At 63.6% G+C, this 15,902-nt stretch carries 15 protein-coding genes; 2 read left to right on the forward strand and 13 right to left on the reverse strand.

The annotated features are described in order from the left end of the window. Window positions 1–45 precede the first annotated feature (45 nt). Window positions 46–1,626 carry a tryptophan halogenase family protein gene (locus DK366_RS00265; RefSeq protein WP_109123517.1) on the forward strand — a complete coding sequence of 527 codons (1,581 nt, stop codon included), beginning with the start codon at window positions 46–48 and terminating at the stop codon, window positions 1,624–1,626. Between the two features lie 63 nt (window positions 1,627–1,689). On the opposite strand, the gene DK366_RS00270 is transcribed toward DK366_RS00265, so the two are convergent. From DK366_RS00270 to DK366_RS00310, 9 genes are all read right to left on the reverse strand, one after another. Next, the gene (locus DK366_RS00270) at window positions 1,690–2,151 is read right to left on the reverse strand and encodes a hypothetical protein (RefSeq protein ID WP_198651369.1); all 462 of its coding nucleotides are present in this window, start codon (window positions 2,149–2,151) and stop codon (window positions 1,690–1,692) included. Between the two features lie 109 nt (window positions 2,152–2,260). Then, window positions 2,261–2,884 carry a hypothetical protein gene (locus DK366_RS00275; protein ID WP_109123518.1) on the reverse strand — a complete coding sequence of 208 codons (624 nt, stop codon included), beginning with the start codon at window positions 2,882–2,884 and terminating at the stop codon, window positions 2,261–2,263. After that, entirely contained in the window at window positions 2,878–3,204 is a 327-nt protein-coding gene (locus DK366_RS00280; RefSeq protein WP_109123519.1) for a hypothetical protein, read from the reverse strand. Before DK366_RS00280 ends, DK366_RS00275 begins: the two co-directional genes overlap by 7 nt. 144 nt (window positions 3,205–3,348) lie before the next feature. Then, window positions 3,349–4,095, reverse strand: a complete 747-nt coding sequence (locus DK366_RS00285; RefSeq protein WP_157956408.1) for a hypothetical protein — start codon at window positions 4,093–4,095, stop codon at window positions 3,349–3,351. Window positions 4,096–4,206: 111 nt separating this feature from the next. Continuing rightward, window positions 4,207–5,160: a prolyl aminopeptidase gene (gene pip / locus DK366_RS00290; protein ID WP_109123521.1), complete on the reverse strand. Its 954-nt coding sequence runs from the start codon at window positions 5,158–5,160 to the stop codon at window positions 4,207–4,209. A 90-nt stretch (window positions 5,161–5,250) separates the two neighbouring features. Continuing rightward, window positions 5,251–5,670, reverse strand: coding sequence for a hypothetical protein (locus DK366_RS00295; RefSeq protein ID WP_198651370.1), 420 nt, complete (start codon window positions 5,668–5,670; stop codon window positions 5,251–5,253). A 123-nt stretch (window positions 5,671–5,793) separates the two neighbouring features. Further along, a complete protein-coding gene (locus DK366_RS00300; RefSeq protein ID WP_109123523.1) occupies window positions 5,794–8,730 on the reverse strand; it encodes a TonB-dependent receptor in 2,937 nt (978 codons plus the stop codon). Between the two features lie 228 nt (window positions 8,731–8,958). Beyond that, window positions 8,959–9,336, reverse strand: a complete 378-nt coding sequence (locus DK366_RS00305; protein ID WP_198651371.1) for an MliC family protein — start codon at window positions 9,334–9,336, stop codon at window positions 8,959–8,961. Between the two features lie 3 nt (window positions 9,337–9,339). Beyond that, the gene (locus DK366_RS00310) at window positions 9,340–11,331 is read right to left on the reverse strand and encodes a serine hydrolase domain-containing protein (protein ID WP_109123524.1); all 1,992 of its coding nucleotides are present in this window, start codon (window positions 11,329–11,331) and stop codon (window positions 9,340–9,342) included. Between the two features lie 416 nt (window positions 11,332–11,747). On the opposite strand from DK366_RS00310, the gene DK366_RS00315 reads away from it, so the two are divergent. Beyond that, window positions 11,748–12,776, forward strand: coding sequence for a sensor domain-containing diguanylate cyclase (locus DK366_RS00315; RefSeq protein WP_109123525.1), 1,029 nt, complete (start codon window positions 11,748–11,750; stop codon window positions 12,774–12,776). A gap of 7 nt (window positions 12,777–12,783) precedes the next feature. Here the strand turns inward: DK366_RS00315 and DK366_RS00320 are convergent, their stop codons facing one another. The 4 genes from DK366_RS00320 to DK366_RS00335 are packed head-to-tail and all read right to left on the reverse strand — an operon-like array spanning window position 12,784 to window position 15,721. Next, window positions 12,784–13,698, reverse strand: a complete 915-nt coding sequence (locus tag DK366_RS00320; RefSeq protein WP_109123526.1) for an AraC family transcriptional regulator — start codon at window positions 13,696–13,698, stop codon at window positions 12,784–12,786. Window positions 13,699–13,753: 55 nt separating this feature from the next. Beyond that, on the reverse strand, window positions 13,754–14,548 hold the full coding sequence (locus DK366_RS00325) for a DNA-binding domain-containing protein (protein WP_109123527.1): 795 nt from the start codon (window positions 14,546–14,548) through the stop codon (window positions 13,754–13,756). Beyond that, window positions 14,545–15,387, reverse strand: a complete 843-nt coding sequence (locus tag DK366_RS00330) for a DUF692 domain-containing protein (protein WP_109123528.1) — start codon at window positions 15,385–15,387, stop codon at window positions 14,545–14,547. The genes DK366_RS00325 and DK366_RS00330 overlap by 4 nt, the downstream gene beginning before the upstream one ends. 52 nt (window positions 15,388–15,439) lie before the next feature. Then, window positions 15,440–15,721, reverse strand: coding sequence for a hypothetical protein (locus tag DK366_RS00335; RefSeq protein WP_109123529.1), 282 nt, complete (start codon window positions 15,719–15,721; stop codon window positions 15,440–15,442). Window positions 15,722–15,902 lie beyond the last annotated feature (181 nt).

Raw genomic sequence — 15,902 nt, forward strand, 5'->3', positions numbered from 1 at the left:
GCAATTGCCGCGAAGCGCTGGCGTGCTCGCCAGCCGGGAGATGTCATGGCTCGTCTGAAGAAAGTGCTGATTGTCGGCGGCGGTACGGCCGGCTGGCTGGCGGCGTGCTATCTCGCCAAAACCGTGAACGCGCGCGATCCGAATGGCGTGCAGGTGCATCTGGTGGAGTCGCCGGACATCGGCCTGCTCGGCGTGGGCGAAGCCACGTTTCCCTCCATTCGCGGCACGCTTTCCGCCATTGGCCTGGACGAGCGACGCTTTCTCGTCGGCGCGACGGCCACATACAAACAGGGCATCCACTATCGCCATTGGGTGCGCCCGCCCGGAACGCCCGGTGCGGACCATTTCTTCCATCCCTTCAATGCACCGAGCCAGCGACCGGGCGGCCCGGAGCTGCTGCCCTACTGGTTGCTGGGCGCGGCGCCGGAAGGCATGTCGTTTGCCGACGCCGTGTCGATGCAGACCACGCTGGTGGATCACTCCAAAGGCCCCAAACGCTTCAAGGACCCCGACTACCAGGGCCCGATGAACCACGCGTTCCACTTCGATGCTGCGTGTTTTGCGCGCGTGCTTGCGGAGCATGGCCAGGAAGCACTCGGCGTGAAGCGTCACATCGCCACGGTGGAACGTGCGGAGCTTGATGAGAACGGTGCCATCGCGCGCATCGTGACGAAGGAGCTGGGCGATCTCACGGCCGATCTCTATGTGGATTGCACCGGCCTGAAGGGGATGCTGATCGGCAACGTCATGCAGTCGACGTTTCGCAGCCGCGCGGATGTGCTGTTCGCCGATCGTGCGGTCGCCATCCAGGTGCCCTACGAGCGGCCTGATGCGCCGATTCCGTCGTACACCATTTCAACCGCGCAGGAAGCGGGCTGGATCTGGGACATCGGTCTGCAGAAGCGCCGCGGCGCGGGCTATGTCTACTCGTCCCGCCACACCGATACGGCACGGGCGGAAGCGGTATTCCGGCGTTATCTCGGCCCCGCCGCAGATGACCTCAAGGCCTTCCATATCAAGTTCGAAACCGGCTATCGCCCCGAGCACTGGCGCAAGAACTGCGTGGCGGTGGGTTTGGCGGGTGGTTTCGTCGAGCCGCTGGAATCCACCGGTATTGCGCTGATCGAACTGGCGACGTATCTGCTGACGCACCTGCTGCCTAGCGACACGGATGCGATGGAGCAGGCGGCGCGCCACTTCAACGAGATGATGATTGCGCGCTACGACCGCATCATCGATTTCATCAAGATGCACTACTGCCTGAGCCAGCGCCGCGATTCGCAATTCTGGATCGATAACACCGATCCGTCGAGCATTCCGCAGACGCTGCAGGACAAGCTGGCGCAGTGGAAAACGCGCCCGCCGCATCGCCTGGATTTCGTCAGCGACCTGGAGATGTTCCTGGTCTCCAGCTGGCAGTACGTGCTTTACGGCATGGAGTTCAAGACGGATCTTTCCGCCATGCGCAGCATGTATCCGCGTATGGACGAGGCGAAACAGGAATTCAGGAACATCCAGCTCGCTGCATCACAGGCCTTGCATGACCTGCCGGATCATCGCGCGCTCGTCGAGCAGATGTGTCGCGAGTACAGGCAACGTGTGGGGCTTGAAGGCGCAGTGGCCTGACCCTCGTCGAATGAACATGCCGCGCCGAAGCTGTGGCCTCGGCGCGGCACGTCAGCAACAGCGTCAGCGACTGTAGTGCACGTCGCTGATGGCGTGATCCACGGCCGCCTGGGCCTGGTCCACATGCATGAGCGCGCGATGCTTCAGGTCACGCGTCATCGGATCGTCTTCTTCGCGGGCGATGTCGTCATGCACGCGGGCGAGCAGATCGGCGGCCTGGTGCAGGCGGCCCGGCTGGTCCATCGCCATGTCCGCTGCCGGATGATCGTTGAGATCCTTGCCGTCGTCGTAGGCGGCGCGCTTGATCTCGTCGATGGCGCGGTCGATCTCGGTCAGCGCAATGTCTTCCTGGCTGCTTACCGCGGCGTCGCCGGGACGGTGGGAAATCATCCAGCGCGCAGCGCGCAGGTCGGACAGCGCGTGCAGATAGGCAGGATGGCGCCCCGGCATATCGGCGTGCGCGGAAAGCGGCAACAACACGGCGATACCCGCCGTCAAAATCATGCGCTTGAACAGCAACTTCATGCGGCCCCCTCGGGTGTGAAAGTGGCCGCATTATTCAGTGCAATCGCTTGCGCATGCCTTGCTTTGAAAAGGCCGTATTTAGCGGGCAGTCGGTGATGCGACGCAGCGCTCAGGGAAGCGCTGCCACACCACCGCTGCCGAACGTGCGGATGGCCTCGTCGATGGCGAAGTCGGCGGCATTGATCGAGGCGTTGGCGCGATAGGCATCCCAGTCGCGTTCCATGGCACGCAATAGCACGCGCCGCGGCGTGTCGCCTGCGTCGCTCGCTGCCACGCTGCTGTCGCCATAAGTGGCGGGCAGCTTCGACTGCATCAGCAGGCACAGCGCTTCCTCGATGTCGTATGCCGTGCCGCCGCGCGCGGAAATAAGGTTGATGGCCTGCGTGGCGTTCCTGCGTTTCTTCCAGTCGCCGTTGCGACCGCTCATCATCATGTGCATGCCTTCATAGCCGACGACGGCTGGCAGGCTCGCATCCTTCATGGTGGCAAACATGATGGGCGGGTTGTCCATGTTGTTTCCCAGGGGGCCAAGCCCGATTACGGCCACTTTTACCGAGCTGTAGGGGAACGGCATGCGCGCGAGATCTTCGAGATGGCGTACGTGGTGGCTTCTGGCTTCTTCCGCCGTCCACGCGGCAATGGTCGACTGCTCCCTGGGCTCCACGTGTTGCCGCCAGTAGCTCATGAAGTCGCCAAAGCGCGGCTCGCCCAGCTTCAGCGTATTGATCAGCACGGCGCTGTCGTCGTAGGTGTAGGCAAGCTTGTAGAGTCCGCATAGCTGCGCACGTCCGACGCCATCGCATACGCCGGCAGGAACGATCCCGTGTTGAGTTCCTTGATGCCATCCAGCGGCACGGCAGCGCGCAGGTCGGGGAAATTGGCGTTGTCCCGATGCAGCAGGTAGAACAGGAAATCGGCATAAGGGGACGCCACGAATTCCAGGCTTGCTCCTTGCGCCGCCGTTGCCGCTGGTGCTGCGTGTGCCATGCCACACAGCAGTAGCATCATCGTTACTGCAAAACCCATTGCCCTGCGCTTCTTGCGTACGTGCATGACAGCCTCCCTGGTGGTACTGCAGCCAACGAATGTGATGCTGACGACGATGGTACAGGGGGTCCCGATGAAAATCGGGACGGAGTCCTCATGGGCGCAAGTACGCAACGGATGCCTGCGCACCCGCTGCGAATCAACCCGCGATCAGTTGTGGCTGGCCTTGGAGAGCTCGCCCACTTGCACGTGACCGGTCCATCCATCAAAGACGTTGACGGCAGCCTTGTCGATCACCTGCACCATGGCCTGCGACGTCATGCAGTGGTTGTCGGTGTACGGGTCGCCGCCCAGGTTCTGGTCGGCCGGCATGCAGGAGATGCCGTCGCCGCGTGACGCCACCCTGGCAATGCGTGCCATGCCGTCGGCGTAGCGGCGTTCGGCTCGCGGTGCCGCCACGGCATCGCCATAGGTCGGCAACATCTCCCGAAGAAGCGAGCGTGAGCGCTCGCGTTCCTGGGGCGTGGCGCTGTTGTAGGCCGTTTCATAGGCCTGTCGAAAGCTGGAGTTGGGACGTTCGGCGCTGAGTGCCAGCCACGCGAGGCCGAGCGGCCGGTTCACGGGTTGATGGTCGCCATTGAGCGCCATCACGCCCAGTACGTACTGGGCGGGTTTGCTGGCCCAGCTCGCGGCGACCTTGAAGAGGCGTTGCGATTGCTCGACTTCACCGTGGCCGAAGGATCGCTCCGCGATGCAATAGTAAAAGTCGGCCGGCAAGACTTTTTCCTCGCCGGGCGCGCAGAGCGTCCTGGCGAGGTCCACATCGTCGGTTGCTGCTTCGGCTGGCGTTGCGTTCGCCGGTGCGGCCTGGGGATCGCCGGCCATGACCGGTGCCGTGAACGCGATGGACGCGGCTAGCCAGGCGCCCATCACGCGGATGCAGTGCTTCCTTTGCATGTCTCTACCCTCGGGGATTGGGTTTCGATCGGTTTGATCGTAACTCTCCTATCGTTGGATCGAGGCGAAAGGGGTCATGAAGATTTCTTCATCCGCCACACCCTGGCGACGTCAGGCGTAGCGATCCGCCAGCGCGTCCGTGGCGCTTACCAGTTTGTCCACGATCTCGGGATCGGCTGCGCTGTGGCCTGCCAGCACGACGTGGAACGCTGCCTCCGGCCACGCCGTGGCGAGATCGTAGGCGCTCTTCATCGGGCAGATGATGTCGTAGCGGCCCTGCACGATGGTCGAAGGAATGTGGCGCAGTTTTCCAACTTCGCGCAACAGCTGGTCCGGCTCCAGGAACATGTCATGGCGAAAATAATGCGCTTCCGCGCGCGCCACGCTGATGGCCACCTGCGGCTCGTCCTGCGTGCCGGGTTCATCGGGGTCGTGGATCAACGTGGTGCTGCCGCCTTCCCAGTTGCCCCATGCCTTGGCGGCAGCGAGGCGAACGGCTTCGTCGGCGCTGTCCAGGCGGCGCCAGTAGGCTTCCACCATGGCGTCGCGTTCGTTCTCGGGGATATGCGCGAGATAGCGTTCCCAGCGCTCGGGAAAAATCCAGCGCGCGCCGCCATCGAGTTCGTTGAACCAGCGCAGCTCTCCTTCGCGGCCAAGGAAGATGCCGCGCAGCACCAGTCCAAGCACGCGTTCGGGATGCTTCTGCGCATACGCCAGCGCCAGTGTGGAACCCCACGACCCGCCGAACACCACCCATCGTTCGATGCCGAAGTGTTCGCGGATCGTCTCGATGTCGTCGACCAGATGCCACGTGGTGTTGTCGCGCAGCTCGGCATGCGGGGTGGACTTGCCCGCGCCACGCTGGTCGAACAGCACGATGCGGTAACGCGCCGGATCAAAGAACCGGCGGTGATACGGCGATACGCCGGCGCCGGGACCGCCGTGCAGGAACACCACGGGCAAGCCATCCGGATTGCCGCATTCCTCGACATGCAATTCGTGAAGGTTGTCCACCCGCAGCCGATGGGTGCGATAGGGCTCGATCTCGGGATATAGCTCGCGCATACAAGTCTCCTCGGCTATGTGCGGGAGCATAGCGACAGCGGCACGAAAAGATATAGCAAACGTCGGCTGTCTCGTAGCGGGCTCTGGTTGCTATCCCGTCAGATCTGCGAGGCGAAGGAAGTGCTTCAGCAATTCGTCGCTTACGACAAACGGTGCCAGATAGCTACGTGCCCGCTCTTCCTTCTCGGTCGAACCGAGTTGCGACCAGCTTGAATCGAGATTGGCGTTGTTCAGTGCCAACCGCCATTCGCGCCGAGTGTCGTCCATCAGGAGCCATTGATCCCAGCAATGTGGATCCTGCCCGCTTTCAGCCTCCATCGTGGTCATCGCGACGATGACCTTTCTATGAAGGTCCGCCAGGAGAGGACTTCCGGCAACGTAAAAATTATTGGGTGACTCGGAAAATCGAGCCTCCATGAGGCCCTTGTGAAGGGCGAGAAGTTCGTAATAGTCATCGATCACCAACGCCTGCGCCATCATCGATTCCTGCGTTGAGTCCGAAGAATCCATGGTCTAAAAATTTCGACCATCACACCTTCCGTAACTGTTCTTCCCTTCCGCGGCGAAATGCCCTCTACGAGCCTGGCATATGACGGGGCCGCGCACGCGTTGCGCGGCCCCGATTCCGTCTGATCACATCTTGTAATTGATGCCGAACATCACCGTGCGGCCCCAGGTGTTGTAGTCAAGCGGACGTCCGATCGACACGCCGTTGGGCAGTGCGGAAATCTGCGCCGTCTTGTACGCCGAGTTGGTGAGGTTGTAGACCTGCAGCAGGATCGACAGGCCGTTCCATGTGCCGTCGGTGAAGTTGTAGCCGCCCTGGAAGTCGGTCTGCTTGTCGGCCAGCACCTGCTGGTAACCCAACTGGTCGAACAGGGCGATGGCTTCGCCGGTGAACGACGAGCGGTAGCGCTCGGACAGGCGGAACGACCAGCCGTACTTCTCGTAGTACACCGCCAGGTTGGCCACCTTGCGCGACAGGCCGGGCAGGGTGGATGGCGCACCCGGAATGGACGTTACCGAACTCACTGGCACCGTGCTGTTGGTCAGCGAGAAGTTCGCCTGCACGCCGAAGCCATCGAGCGGGCGCGCGATGAGCGCGCCTTCCAGTGCACCGGACAACTCCAGGCCTTCCATGCGGCCACCGGTGCCGTTTTCAGGCGTGGTGTACGAGCCGATATTGCTGGTGGGTACCAGGGTCGGGTCGTTGTTGATGTACTTGGAGAAGTCGTAGTCGAGGACGGTCTTGTTGTAGATGTAGTTCAACAGGTTCTTGTTGAACACGGCGACTGCCACGTAGCTGGACTTGCCGAAATACTTCTCCCACGAGAGATCGGTGCCGACCGCCACATACGGCTTGAGGTTGGGGTTGCCGCCGCTGCCCGTCCACAGCACCTGGCCCGCTGCCGGGCCATCCGTCACCTGGTAAACGCCTGCGGAGGACGCGACCTTCTCGTCGTCGATGCGTCCGCGGGTCATCGTCTTGGCAAAACCGAAGCGCAGGTATTGCTGATCGGCGATCTGCGCGGCCAGGTTCAGGCTGGGCAACACGTTGTTGTAGGTGGTGCCGCCGCTGATGTTGCCCAGCAAGGTGTTGCCGTTGGTCTGCAGTGCGTTCGACGATTGGTCGGTGTGCACGAACTGCACGCCCATGTTGCCGCGCAGCGGCACGTCGCCCAAAGAGGTGTCGATGTTGAACTTCACATACGCCACCGGCACTTTTTCCTCGACGCTGTAGTTGCGTGCCCAGTCGCCCTGGCCGTTGCCGTCGGTGAGGTAGAACTGGTTGTTCAACGCGGCGAGCACGTTGTAGTTGAGGATGGGTCCAATGCCGCCGTAATTGATCGACGTGGGTCCGTATAGGTACGACGGATTCACCGGCACCGAGTAGCCCGGCACATAGTCGCTGCCGGTGGAACCGTTGCCGTTGAGCCACGCGAATTGCACGTCCGCCGATTTGGTCTTCTTGCGGTCGGAGTAGTTCACGCCCACATCCACCGTGCTGAAGATCCAGCCGACCGGATGCGACACCTGCAGGCGGATCGCCTTGATCACGTCGTTCTGGTGATCGAATTCCTGGCGACCGTCATAGCCGTAGCCATCAGGGTCGGTGAATTGAATGGCCGACGGATCGGCCAGGTTCACACCGGTGCTGAAGTTCGGGAAGCCGTAGTTGAGCGGCGTGGCGAACTGCACGCTGGTGGTGCCCTGGTCGGGAATGCCGGAGAACAGGTAGGCGTCGTGCAGATCCTTCTTCGCACTGGAGTACGAGAGGTCGGCGACACCTTGCCAGCCGTTGCCGAATTCGAACTGGTTGTTCCAGCCGACCGAGAACAGCTTGTCGTGTTCCTTGGTGAATTCGTTCTGCAGGATGGGACGGATGCCGTCCATGGTGCCGGTGGTGACCACCGGATAAGGCTGCGACGGCACCACGCCAAGGTTGCTGTACACGGCCGGGCCGGCGTTGTCATAGGGGCCGCTCGCCCACTGCACGCCGTTGGTGTACTTCTTCTCGTTGAACGTGGAGTAGTACGTATCGAGCGTGCCGTGATACCAGTCGTTCGGTGCCCACTCCAGTACGGCCATCAGGCCGTTGCGCAACTGGTTCTCCGACTGCGCGCGCAGCTGCATGCCTTCCTGCGAGAGCACGCTGTTGGGCACGCCCGGCGAATGCGGACCGCCCCAGGCATCTTCGATGCTGCCCGGGCCGTTGTTGAGGCTCCACCACCACGCCTGGTACTGCTTTTCCTGGATGGGCGAATCGAGCTGCGCGAAGCCGATGGCGAGGCCGAGCGTGTGGTCGAGGAACTGGTCGACGTACGAAAAACTCGCGCGATGGCCGAGATCGCCTACGCCCGTGCCCGGGTTGTTCTTGCCGTTGGTGGTGTATTCGCCACGGAGGTTGGCCACGATGGTGCGCGTGGACAGGTCCAGCGGCTTGAGCGTGTGCAGGTCCACCGTGCCGGACAGGCCCTGGCCGATCAGGCTGGCGTCGGGCGTCTTGTACACTGCCGCGCCGCTGATCAACTCAGCCGGATACTGGTCGTAATCCACGCCGCGGTTTTCACCGATGGTGGCCTGCTCGCGACCGTTGAGCGTGGTGCCGGCGAAATCCGGTGCCAGGCCACGGATGGAAATCTGGTTGGCGCGGCCATCCACGCGCTGCGTGGCCAGGCCGGGCAGGCGCGCCAGGCTTTCCGCGATGCTGGCATCAGGCAGCTTGCCGATGTCTTCCGCGGAAATGGCCTCGATGATGTTGTCCGAGTTTTCCTTGGCCTTGATCGAATTCTCGATGCTGCCAGCGATGCCCGTAACGGTGATGGCATCGAGCGTCGAGGCACGATCTTCGGATTTGGGCAGCGGGTTTTGATCCGACGCCGCGGGCTTCTTCGCCGGCGTGGTCTGCGTGTTCTGCGGCGTGGCCTGTGTCTGATCCTGCGTCTGCTGGGCGAACGCTGGCACAGCGGAGGCCAGGGCGATCAGTGCAGTGGCGCAAGCGAGTGCGAGCGGGCGTTTGGCCCAGACGGTGTTGCGTGCAACGAGAACCTGCGAGCGGCAGCCGTTCATTCCCTTCCCCATGTCGTTATGTGTGCTTGCCGCGCCCCCCGGCACGGCCTCCGCAGGCACGCGCCTGCCCCGGCTGCAAGTTCTTGCGAGCAGGCGGCCAAACGGTAGTTTTCTGCGTGCGGGGAAGAATGAGCGAGAGAAATTGCTGCGTCATCATGCGACGCAGCAACTTGGTCATGTTGTTGAAGCGCGGGGCGCGCGCGGTTCAGCGAGGTGAGGAAAGCGTCGTCATGCGCCCGGTGCGGACGAACAGCCGGCAATGATGGGTGCCGCGTTTGGCCCGGCCATCATGTCGTACAGGTCGCCGCTGTTGCCCTTGGTCCACCAGGTGTACTGGCCCGCCACGTACTTCACGCCGGAACCTGCCGCGGTATCGACGAACAGCATCGCCTTGTCCTTTACCAGCAGCAACGCAAAGCTCTGGCCGCCATGACTGTTGTAGTAGGTGACCTTGAGCGACTTGCCGTCCTGGCAGTGGTACTGGCGAACGATGGTGGCATCGACCGGGATCTCCGGCACGTTCAGGCTGTCGGCCATGACGGCGCCCGCCGCAAGCCACATGACCGTGGCGAGGGCGGCGCGTGTGTAAGCTTGGTGGATGTCCATGGCTCACTTCACCTCGTCGTAGACGTATTCGTGCTGGCCATCGCGCAACACCAGCTTGCGCGCATCTGCCGTACCGGAGACAACGAACTCGAAGCCATCCGAGCCCGGCGAGATGGTGACGAACGATACGGAGCCGTCGTCGTTCTTTCGTGATGCCACATCGCTGTGCCACGCGCCGAAGTCGAACGCCACGTTCTTGCCGCTGCGATCCACCTGGATGCTGCCCACGGCGGCGTTGCGATAGTTGTTGGCCAGCTTGGCTGCCTGTGCCGGATCGGCCGGCACCGTCAGTCGCTTGCGTTCGGCGGCAATGCCGGCCTTCAGTCGCTTCACGCCCGCGTCGATGTCGTTCTGGGCGAGCGGCTGGCCGTCGAACAACACTTCGAGCAGGCGACGCTGGAACGGTCCACGGATCAGCACGCCGGCATCGGCGTTGGTCAGGATCACGGCGCCCACGCCTTGTTCCGGCAGCCACATCATGTCCGAGTGGAAACCGGCGAGATCGCCGCCGTGATGCACCACCGGCACGCCCCACGTGTGGTCCACCATCAAGCCCATGCCGTAGGTGGCCGTGGTGCCTAGCGCCACGTTGGGCTTGCGACGTTCGAGCAGCGCTTCTTTTGAGACGTAGCGCGTGCCGTCGGGCAAGACGCCCTCGGCCAGTTCCATCTGCACGTAGCGCAGCATGTCGCTCACCGAACTCCATGCGGCACCGGCGGGGCGCGCTGCTCGAATGGAATCGTTGATGCCCATGCCGGCCACCGCCGTATGGCCATCCACGTCCATGCCGTGTGGCGTGGCGTGGTCGCCGAGCAATGCGCGGTCGTAGTCGAAGGTGGTGAGCTTCATGCCGAGCGGATCGAAGACCTGCTTCTGCATGGCCATGTCGTACGCGGCGCCAAGCTCCAGTGTCGGGTAAAGCACGTGGCCGCCCATGTAACCGGCTGCGGCAGCCATCAGGTTGGAATACTGGAACAGTTGACCGAACTTGCTGGTGGGCTGCATGCCGCCCAGGGCACTCATCACCGTTTCGGGCGTGGCGTCGCGGCTGTTGAGCAGCCACTCCATGTCCTGTCGCGGCATGCCCGTGCAGGCGCAGATGAGGTGGCGGATCAGCACCTGCCTGGTGGTGTTCGCATCACCGAGCCGGAACGACGGCATCACGTCGATCACGGGCGTGTCCCAGGTGAATTTCTTCTGGTCCACTTCGCGCGCCAGCATCAGCGTGGTCAGCGCCTTGGTGTTGGAGGCGATCATGAAGAGCGTATCGGCGTCGACCGGTTCGGCCTTGTTGATTTCGCGCACGCCCAGGCCACCGGCGAACACCACCTTGCCGTGGTCGATCAGGCCAATGGCAATGCCTGGCACGTCATACGCCTTGCGCGCGTTGTCCACGAAGGTTTTCAGCGTTTCCACGCGCGTGGCATCGAGCTCATGGGCCTGCTTGCCGGCAAACGTCTCGCGCTGGTAGCCCTTGGGCAGCAGACGATCGGAGATGGCGCGCAGCTGGGAGGCACGTTTTTCGCCTACCGCATTGGCCACGTCGTAGATCAGCACCGTGTACTGGTCGCCGTGGCGATAGGCGATGGCGGTAACGTCCCGCTTGTCGTTGGCCGAGGTTTCGTAGTTGTAGACGCGGATCTGGTCCCAGCTGTCGCGCTTGGCGACATCGGTGGCGATCTGCAACGGCCACACCTTGGCGGGTGCGTAGGCTTTCCAGGCTTGCTTGACGGCGTCGTCCGGCGTGCTTGCCTTGGCATCGACCAGCACGGCCTGGGAGCCGGCCTCGGGCGGGTCGAGGGTGATCTTGTTGCCGACTGCCTGGATGGTCCAGTCGGCGGGCACGACGAACTGCGTTCCGGCGGACGTGGTTCGAGGGGTGTCGGCCTTTACCGGGGCGCCCGGGGCCGGTGCTGCCGGCGGAGGCGTGGGGTTGGCCAGTGACAGGGATGCCAGTGCGAACAACGTGGCGAACGCAATGCAACGCTTCAACATGAAGGTACCTCGCTAAGAGAGGGAACACTCGTGCTGGACGTGTTGCGCTGGGGTTGGCGCGACACGATGGGGACGTCGACGGCTCGGGCGAGTCTACACAGGTTGGGACATCACGCCAGTGCGTCGCGCGGAACAGGGCGCGGCATGGTGGGGCGAGGGCGGGACATGGCACCAACGACATCGTGGCGCGCACACGGCAGTCGCCTTGTCCCAGAGACCATCCGCCACGATCCGGGAAAATCGTTCCATACGCCTGTTGTTCTGACGCCACGCTGACAGCGGGGCGCGGGATCGATCAAGCGGCGACGTGGCCTTTGGTCGGTCATTGCATCCTTTCCGCGGGATGTTTTTAATGTCGACTGCGCCCACGGGTGCTGGCGTTATGTCGTGCGTACTGATCGAATCGAAGGATGTCCATGTCAACTTTTTCACCGTCCGATTTCGTGGGCCAGTTGGCGGAATCCGTCGCCAAGGCACGCACGCTGGAAGAACTGGTGCGCCCGTTGCTTGAGTTGCTGCAGACGGTGACGGGGCTGGAGTCCACCTACCTCACCACCATCGATACCAGCCAGGGCTATCAGTACATCCTGTTTTCTCGCAACACGAGCCGGCTGGATATCCCCGAAGGGCTGTCCGTGCCGTGGGAAGGCACGTTGTGCAAGCGCGCGCTGGAAGAAGGGCGCCCTTATACCGACGACGTCGCCAACTGCTGGGCCGATTCCGGCCCTGCGCGCGAACTGGGTATCGCGACCTACGCAAGCACGCCTGTGCGCCTGGAAGACGGCACGCTCTACGGCACGCTGTGCGCGGCCAGCGGCGAGCGCAAGCCGCTCGCGGACGGTGCCGAGCAGGTGTTGCAGATGTTCTCCCGCCTTATTGGCCAGCAGATCGAGCGCGAACGCATGCTGCAGGCCTTGCAGCAAGCGAACGACACGCTGGCGGTGAGTGCATTGACCGATGCCACCACCAAGCTGCCCAATCGTCGCGCGCTGATGGAAGAATTGCGTCGCCGCCTCGCGGGTCATGGTCCGGATGGCAACGCGATGGTGGTCGCGTTCATCGACCTGGATCAGTTCAAGGCAATCAACGACGTGCACGGTCACGATGCAGGCGATCGATTCCTCACGGCCATCGGCGGTCGCATGCAGGGGGCGGTGCGTTCCGGCGATTTCGTCGCGCGCCTGGGCGGCGACGAATTCGTGGTGTTGTCCAGCCCGGCGCACAGCGATGCGCTGGCGGTCGCCGAGGCGCTGCGCAAGCGCCTGCAGGAAGCCACCACCGGCCGCTTCCACCTGGGCGACATCACGCTGGACTACGCCGGGCCGAGCATCGGCACCATCGTGTCGATGTCCGGCGAGCTCGATCCCGAAGCATTGATCGCCAAGGCGGATGCCGCGATGTACGAGGTCAAGCGCGAACGCAAGCAGACCCAACCGCCGCGCTAAGGCGTCATCAATTCAATGCGGTGGCACGCATGCCTTCACCCCGGACCCGGCCGGGACACATGCCGCTGACCCGCTTGAACAGGCGCCGGAACGCAGCTTCGCTGCTGTAGCCCAGTTGCTGCGCAATGCCCGCCACCGATTGCTGGCGATCGCGCAGCAGTTGCTCTGCCACGCTCACGCGCCATTGCGTGACGTACTGCACTGGCGGCGTCTTCATCAGTTGGCTGAAGCGTTCGGCGAACGCTGAGCGCGACATGCACGCCAGCGCCGCCATGGACTGCATGGTCCACGCCTTGCCCGGATGATCGTGCACGGCCTGCAACACGCGTGCGATGCGTGGATCGGCCAGCGACGCGAACAGGCCCTGCCGTTCGTCGGTGCTACGCGAGTAGTCGCAGATGGCGAGGGTGAACAAAGCATCCGCCAGTTTGTTGAGCAGCACATGGCGACCCGCGCAATCGGCGTGTACTACGTCGGCCATGGTCGACGCCAGCTGGCGGAACGGCGCGCTGGCCTGCGAGGCATGAATCACCATGCACGCGGGTAACGCAGCGCTCAGCGGATGCTGCGCGCTGCCGGTGAAGCGGAATTCGCCGCAGATCAGGCTGGCCTGGTGCACGCCTTCCTCGCCTTCACCGCTCAAGCGGTGCGACGAGCCATGCGGAAAGATCACCAGGTCGCCCGCTTCCAGCGTCACGTTACCGCCCAAGGCCTCGCTTTCCACCGTGCAACGGCCGGCGCCCACCAGATGGAACAGGCCGCATTCGTAGCGCGGGGCATCCGCGTACCACGTACCGCAGCGATGAAGCTCGGCGACCACCTGCACCTGCAACATCGACCGGCTGAGCAGGGATTCCAGCGCCGGCTCGACGAGCCTGGGGCGTGGACCGGCGGGCAATGAAGGGTTCGGCTCGATGTACATGGGAGTCCTTCCGGCGGGTGTCTCATAGAAAACTTCGCCGGAAGGACGTTGAGGGTTACATGGGGGGCACTCCGGCCAGTTCGACGCTGCCGATCAAGCCCTCGCCCAACCACTGCATCAACAGGGACGCCACGCGTGGCAGCGCTGCCTCAGGTCGTCGCAGCTCCGCCATGCATTCGCACAGCTGGGCAAACGTGCCGCCCTGCATGGCGACCTGCAGCGCCGCCGATTCGTCGGGCGCAAGCGACCGATAACGAACGTCCAGCGCGGGCCGCCATACCAGCAGGGTTTGCGGACGACGGCGCCGCCGCAGGCCAGGTCGCCTGTCGTCGTGATCGGCCGCGCGCCGGAACGCTTCGATGTTGCCGGTGGCGCGAACCAGTCGCGCGTTCGGCAGGATGCGCAGGCTCATGGTGGCCCAGGCATCAGGCGGCACGCGTGCCAGGTCGTGTGGGGCGGCGGCGGGGTGGGCAGCGGCATCGAAGGCCGTGGAAATGGCCCAGTCCAGCTGCGCCATCTCCGCCAGCGCGGGTTGTTCCGACCACGGTGGTGTCGTGGCAAGAAACGACGCGAGTCCCTTGCCATGCCAGCGAATGTTGAAATGCGTGGACGGGTGTGTGGCGACGTAGTCGTCGAGCAGCGCGACGAATCGCCGACCGGCAAGCAACCGGAGCCCGGGAAATTCGACGGCCAGCGCTTCGCGAAGGCGAATGCGATAGCCGTGGTGATAAATCGCCAGGCGGCTGGCATCGTCGGCCATGGCGTCGCCGCACAGCGAGGCCACATGCGGCATCGGTTGCGCGAGCATGGCTTCGGCCAATTGCTGTTGCATGGTGCGCAAGTCGCTCACGCGGCCTCCTGCAACAGCGCATCGGCCAAGGCGCGCGCATGGGCCAGTTCCGCGCGCAATTCCGCCAGCGGCGGAATATGGTCGTCGCGCTCGATCATGGTGGACACGCGCCCGAAGCGGCGCACGGCTTCCACGTAGAGATCCCACACGGCATCGACCACGGGTGCGTCGTGCGTGTCGATCAGCAGCGACCCGCCTTGCTCGTGCCCGGCCAGGTGAAATTGCTGCACGCGTGACACCGGCATGTCGTCGAGATAATCCAGCGCGGAAAAACCGTGGTTGTGCGCGCTGACGTGCACGTTGTTGATGTCGAGCAGGATCAGGCAGTCCGCGCGCTCGGCCACGGCAGCGAGGAACTGCGATTCGCTGAGCTGCGATTGTGCAAAGCGGATATAGCTGGACACGTTTTCCAGCAGGATGCGGCGACCAAGACGATCCTGCACGCGACGCACGCGGTCGACGACGTGATCCAGTGCCTCTTCCGTGTATGGCAGCGGCATCAAGTCGTGCAGGTTCACGCCGTTCACGCCGGTCCAGCACAGGTGATCGGAAATCCACGCCGGTTGCAGCTGGTTCGCCAGTGCAGCGAGCTGATCGAGGTAATGCGGATCGAGCGGATCGGTGCCGCCAATGGACATCGATACACCGTGCATCACCAGCGGAAACCGCTCGCGGAACCGTTCCAGCCAGCGCAACGGGCGACCGCCCGGCACCAGGTAGTTTTCGGAAACCACTTCCAGCCATTGCACCTGGCCGGGATCGTCGATCAAGGCTTCGTAGTGATCGACGCGCAAGCCAAGGCCAAAGCCAAGGTAAGGCAGTTCGCGATGGGTCGTCATGGCGGCAAGGGCAAGGCTCGCGGCACGGCGTCCGCGAGCCTTGCTGCAGGTCTTACGCCTGCTTCGCCGCGGCCTGCGCCGCCGTGCAATCGGACTGCGTCTTCTGCATGGTGAAGCCCTGGCCCTTGCACGCGTTCTGGCCCTTGCAAGCGTTGGCGGCCTGCTTGCACGCGCCCTGGCCCTTGCACGATGACGAGTTCATGCACTTCACGCTGGCGGTGTCGCTCTTGCCTGCCGCGGTCTTGTCGGCCGCGGAGGCGGACATCGAGGTGACGGCGAACAGGCCGGCAACCATCATCGCCATCGCGGCACCGTTGAGTTTGCTGGTCTTCATGGGACTCTCCTGACAAAGGGGAAACGGCCGCCGTGGGCGGCGCGGAAAACGAACGTCGGGCCGGACGCAGCGTCCGGACGGGTGCCGACGCATGCATTCTCGACAGATGGCCCGTCGTCGACTGTCCCCCGGCGTCCCCGTTTTGTGTCCCATCGTCCGGTCGTTTGCCCGTCCGGAGAGG

It is taken from the genome of Dyella sp. C11 (assembly GCF_003121485.1).
In the GTDB taxonomy this organism is placed as follows: Bacteria; Pseudomonadota; Gammaproteobacteria; order Xanthomonadales; family Rhodanobacteraceae; genus Dyella.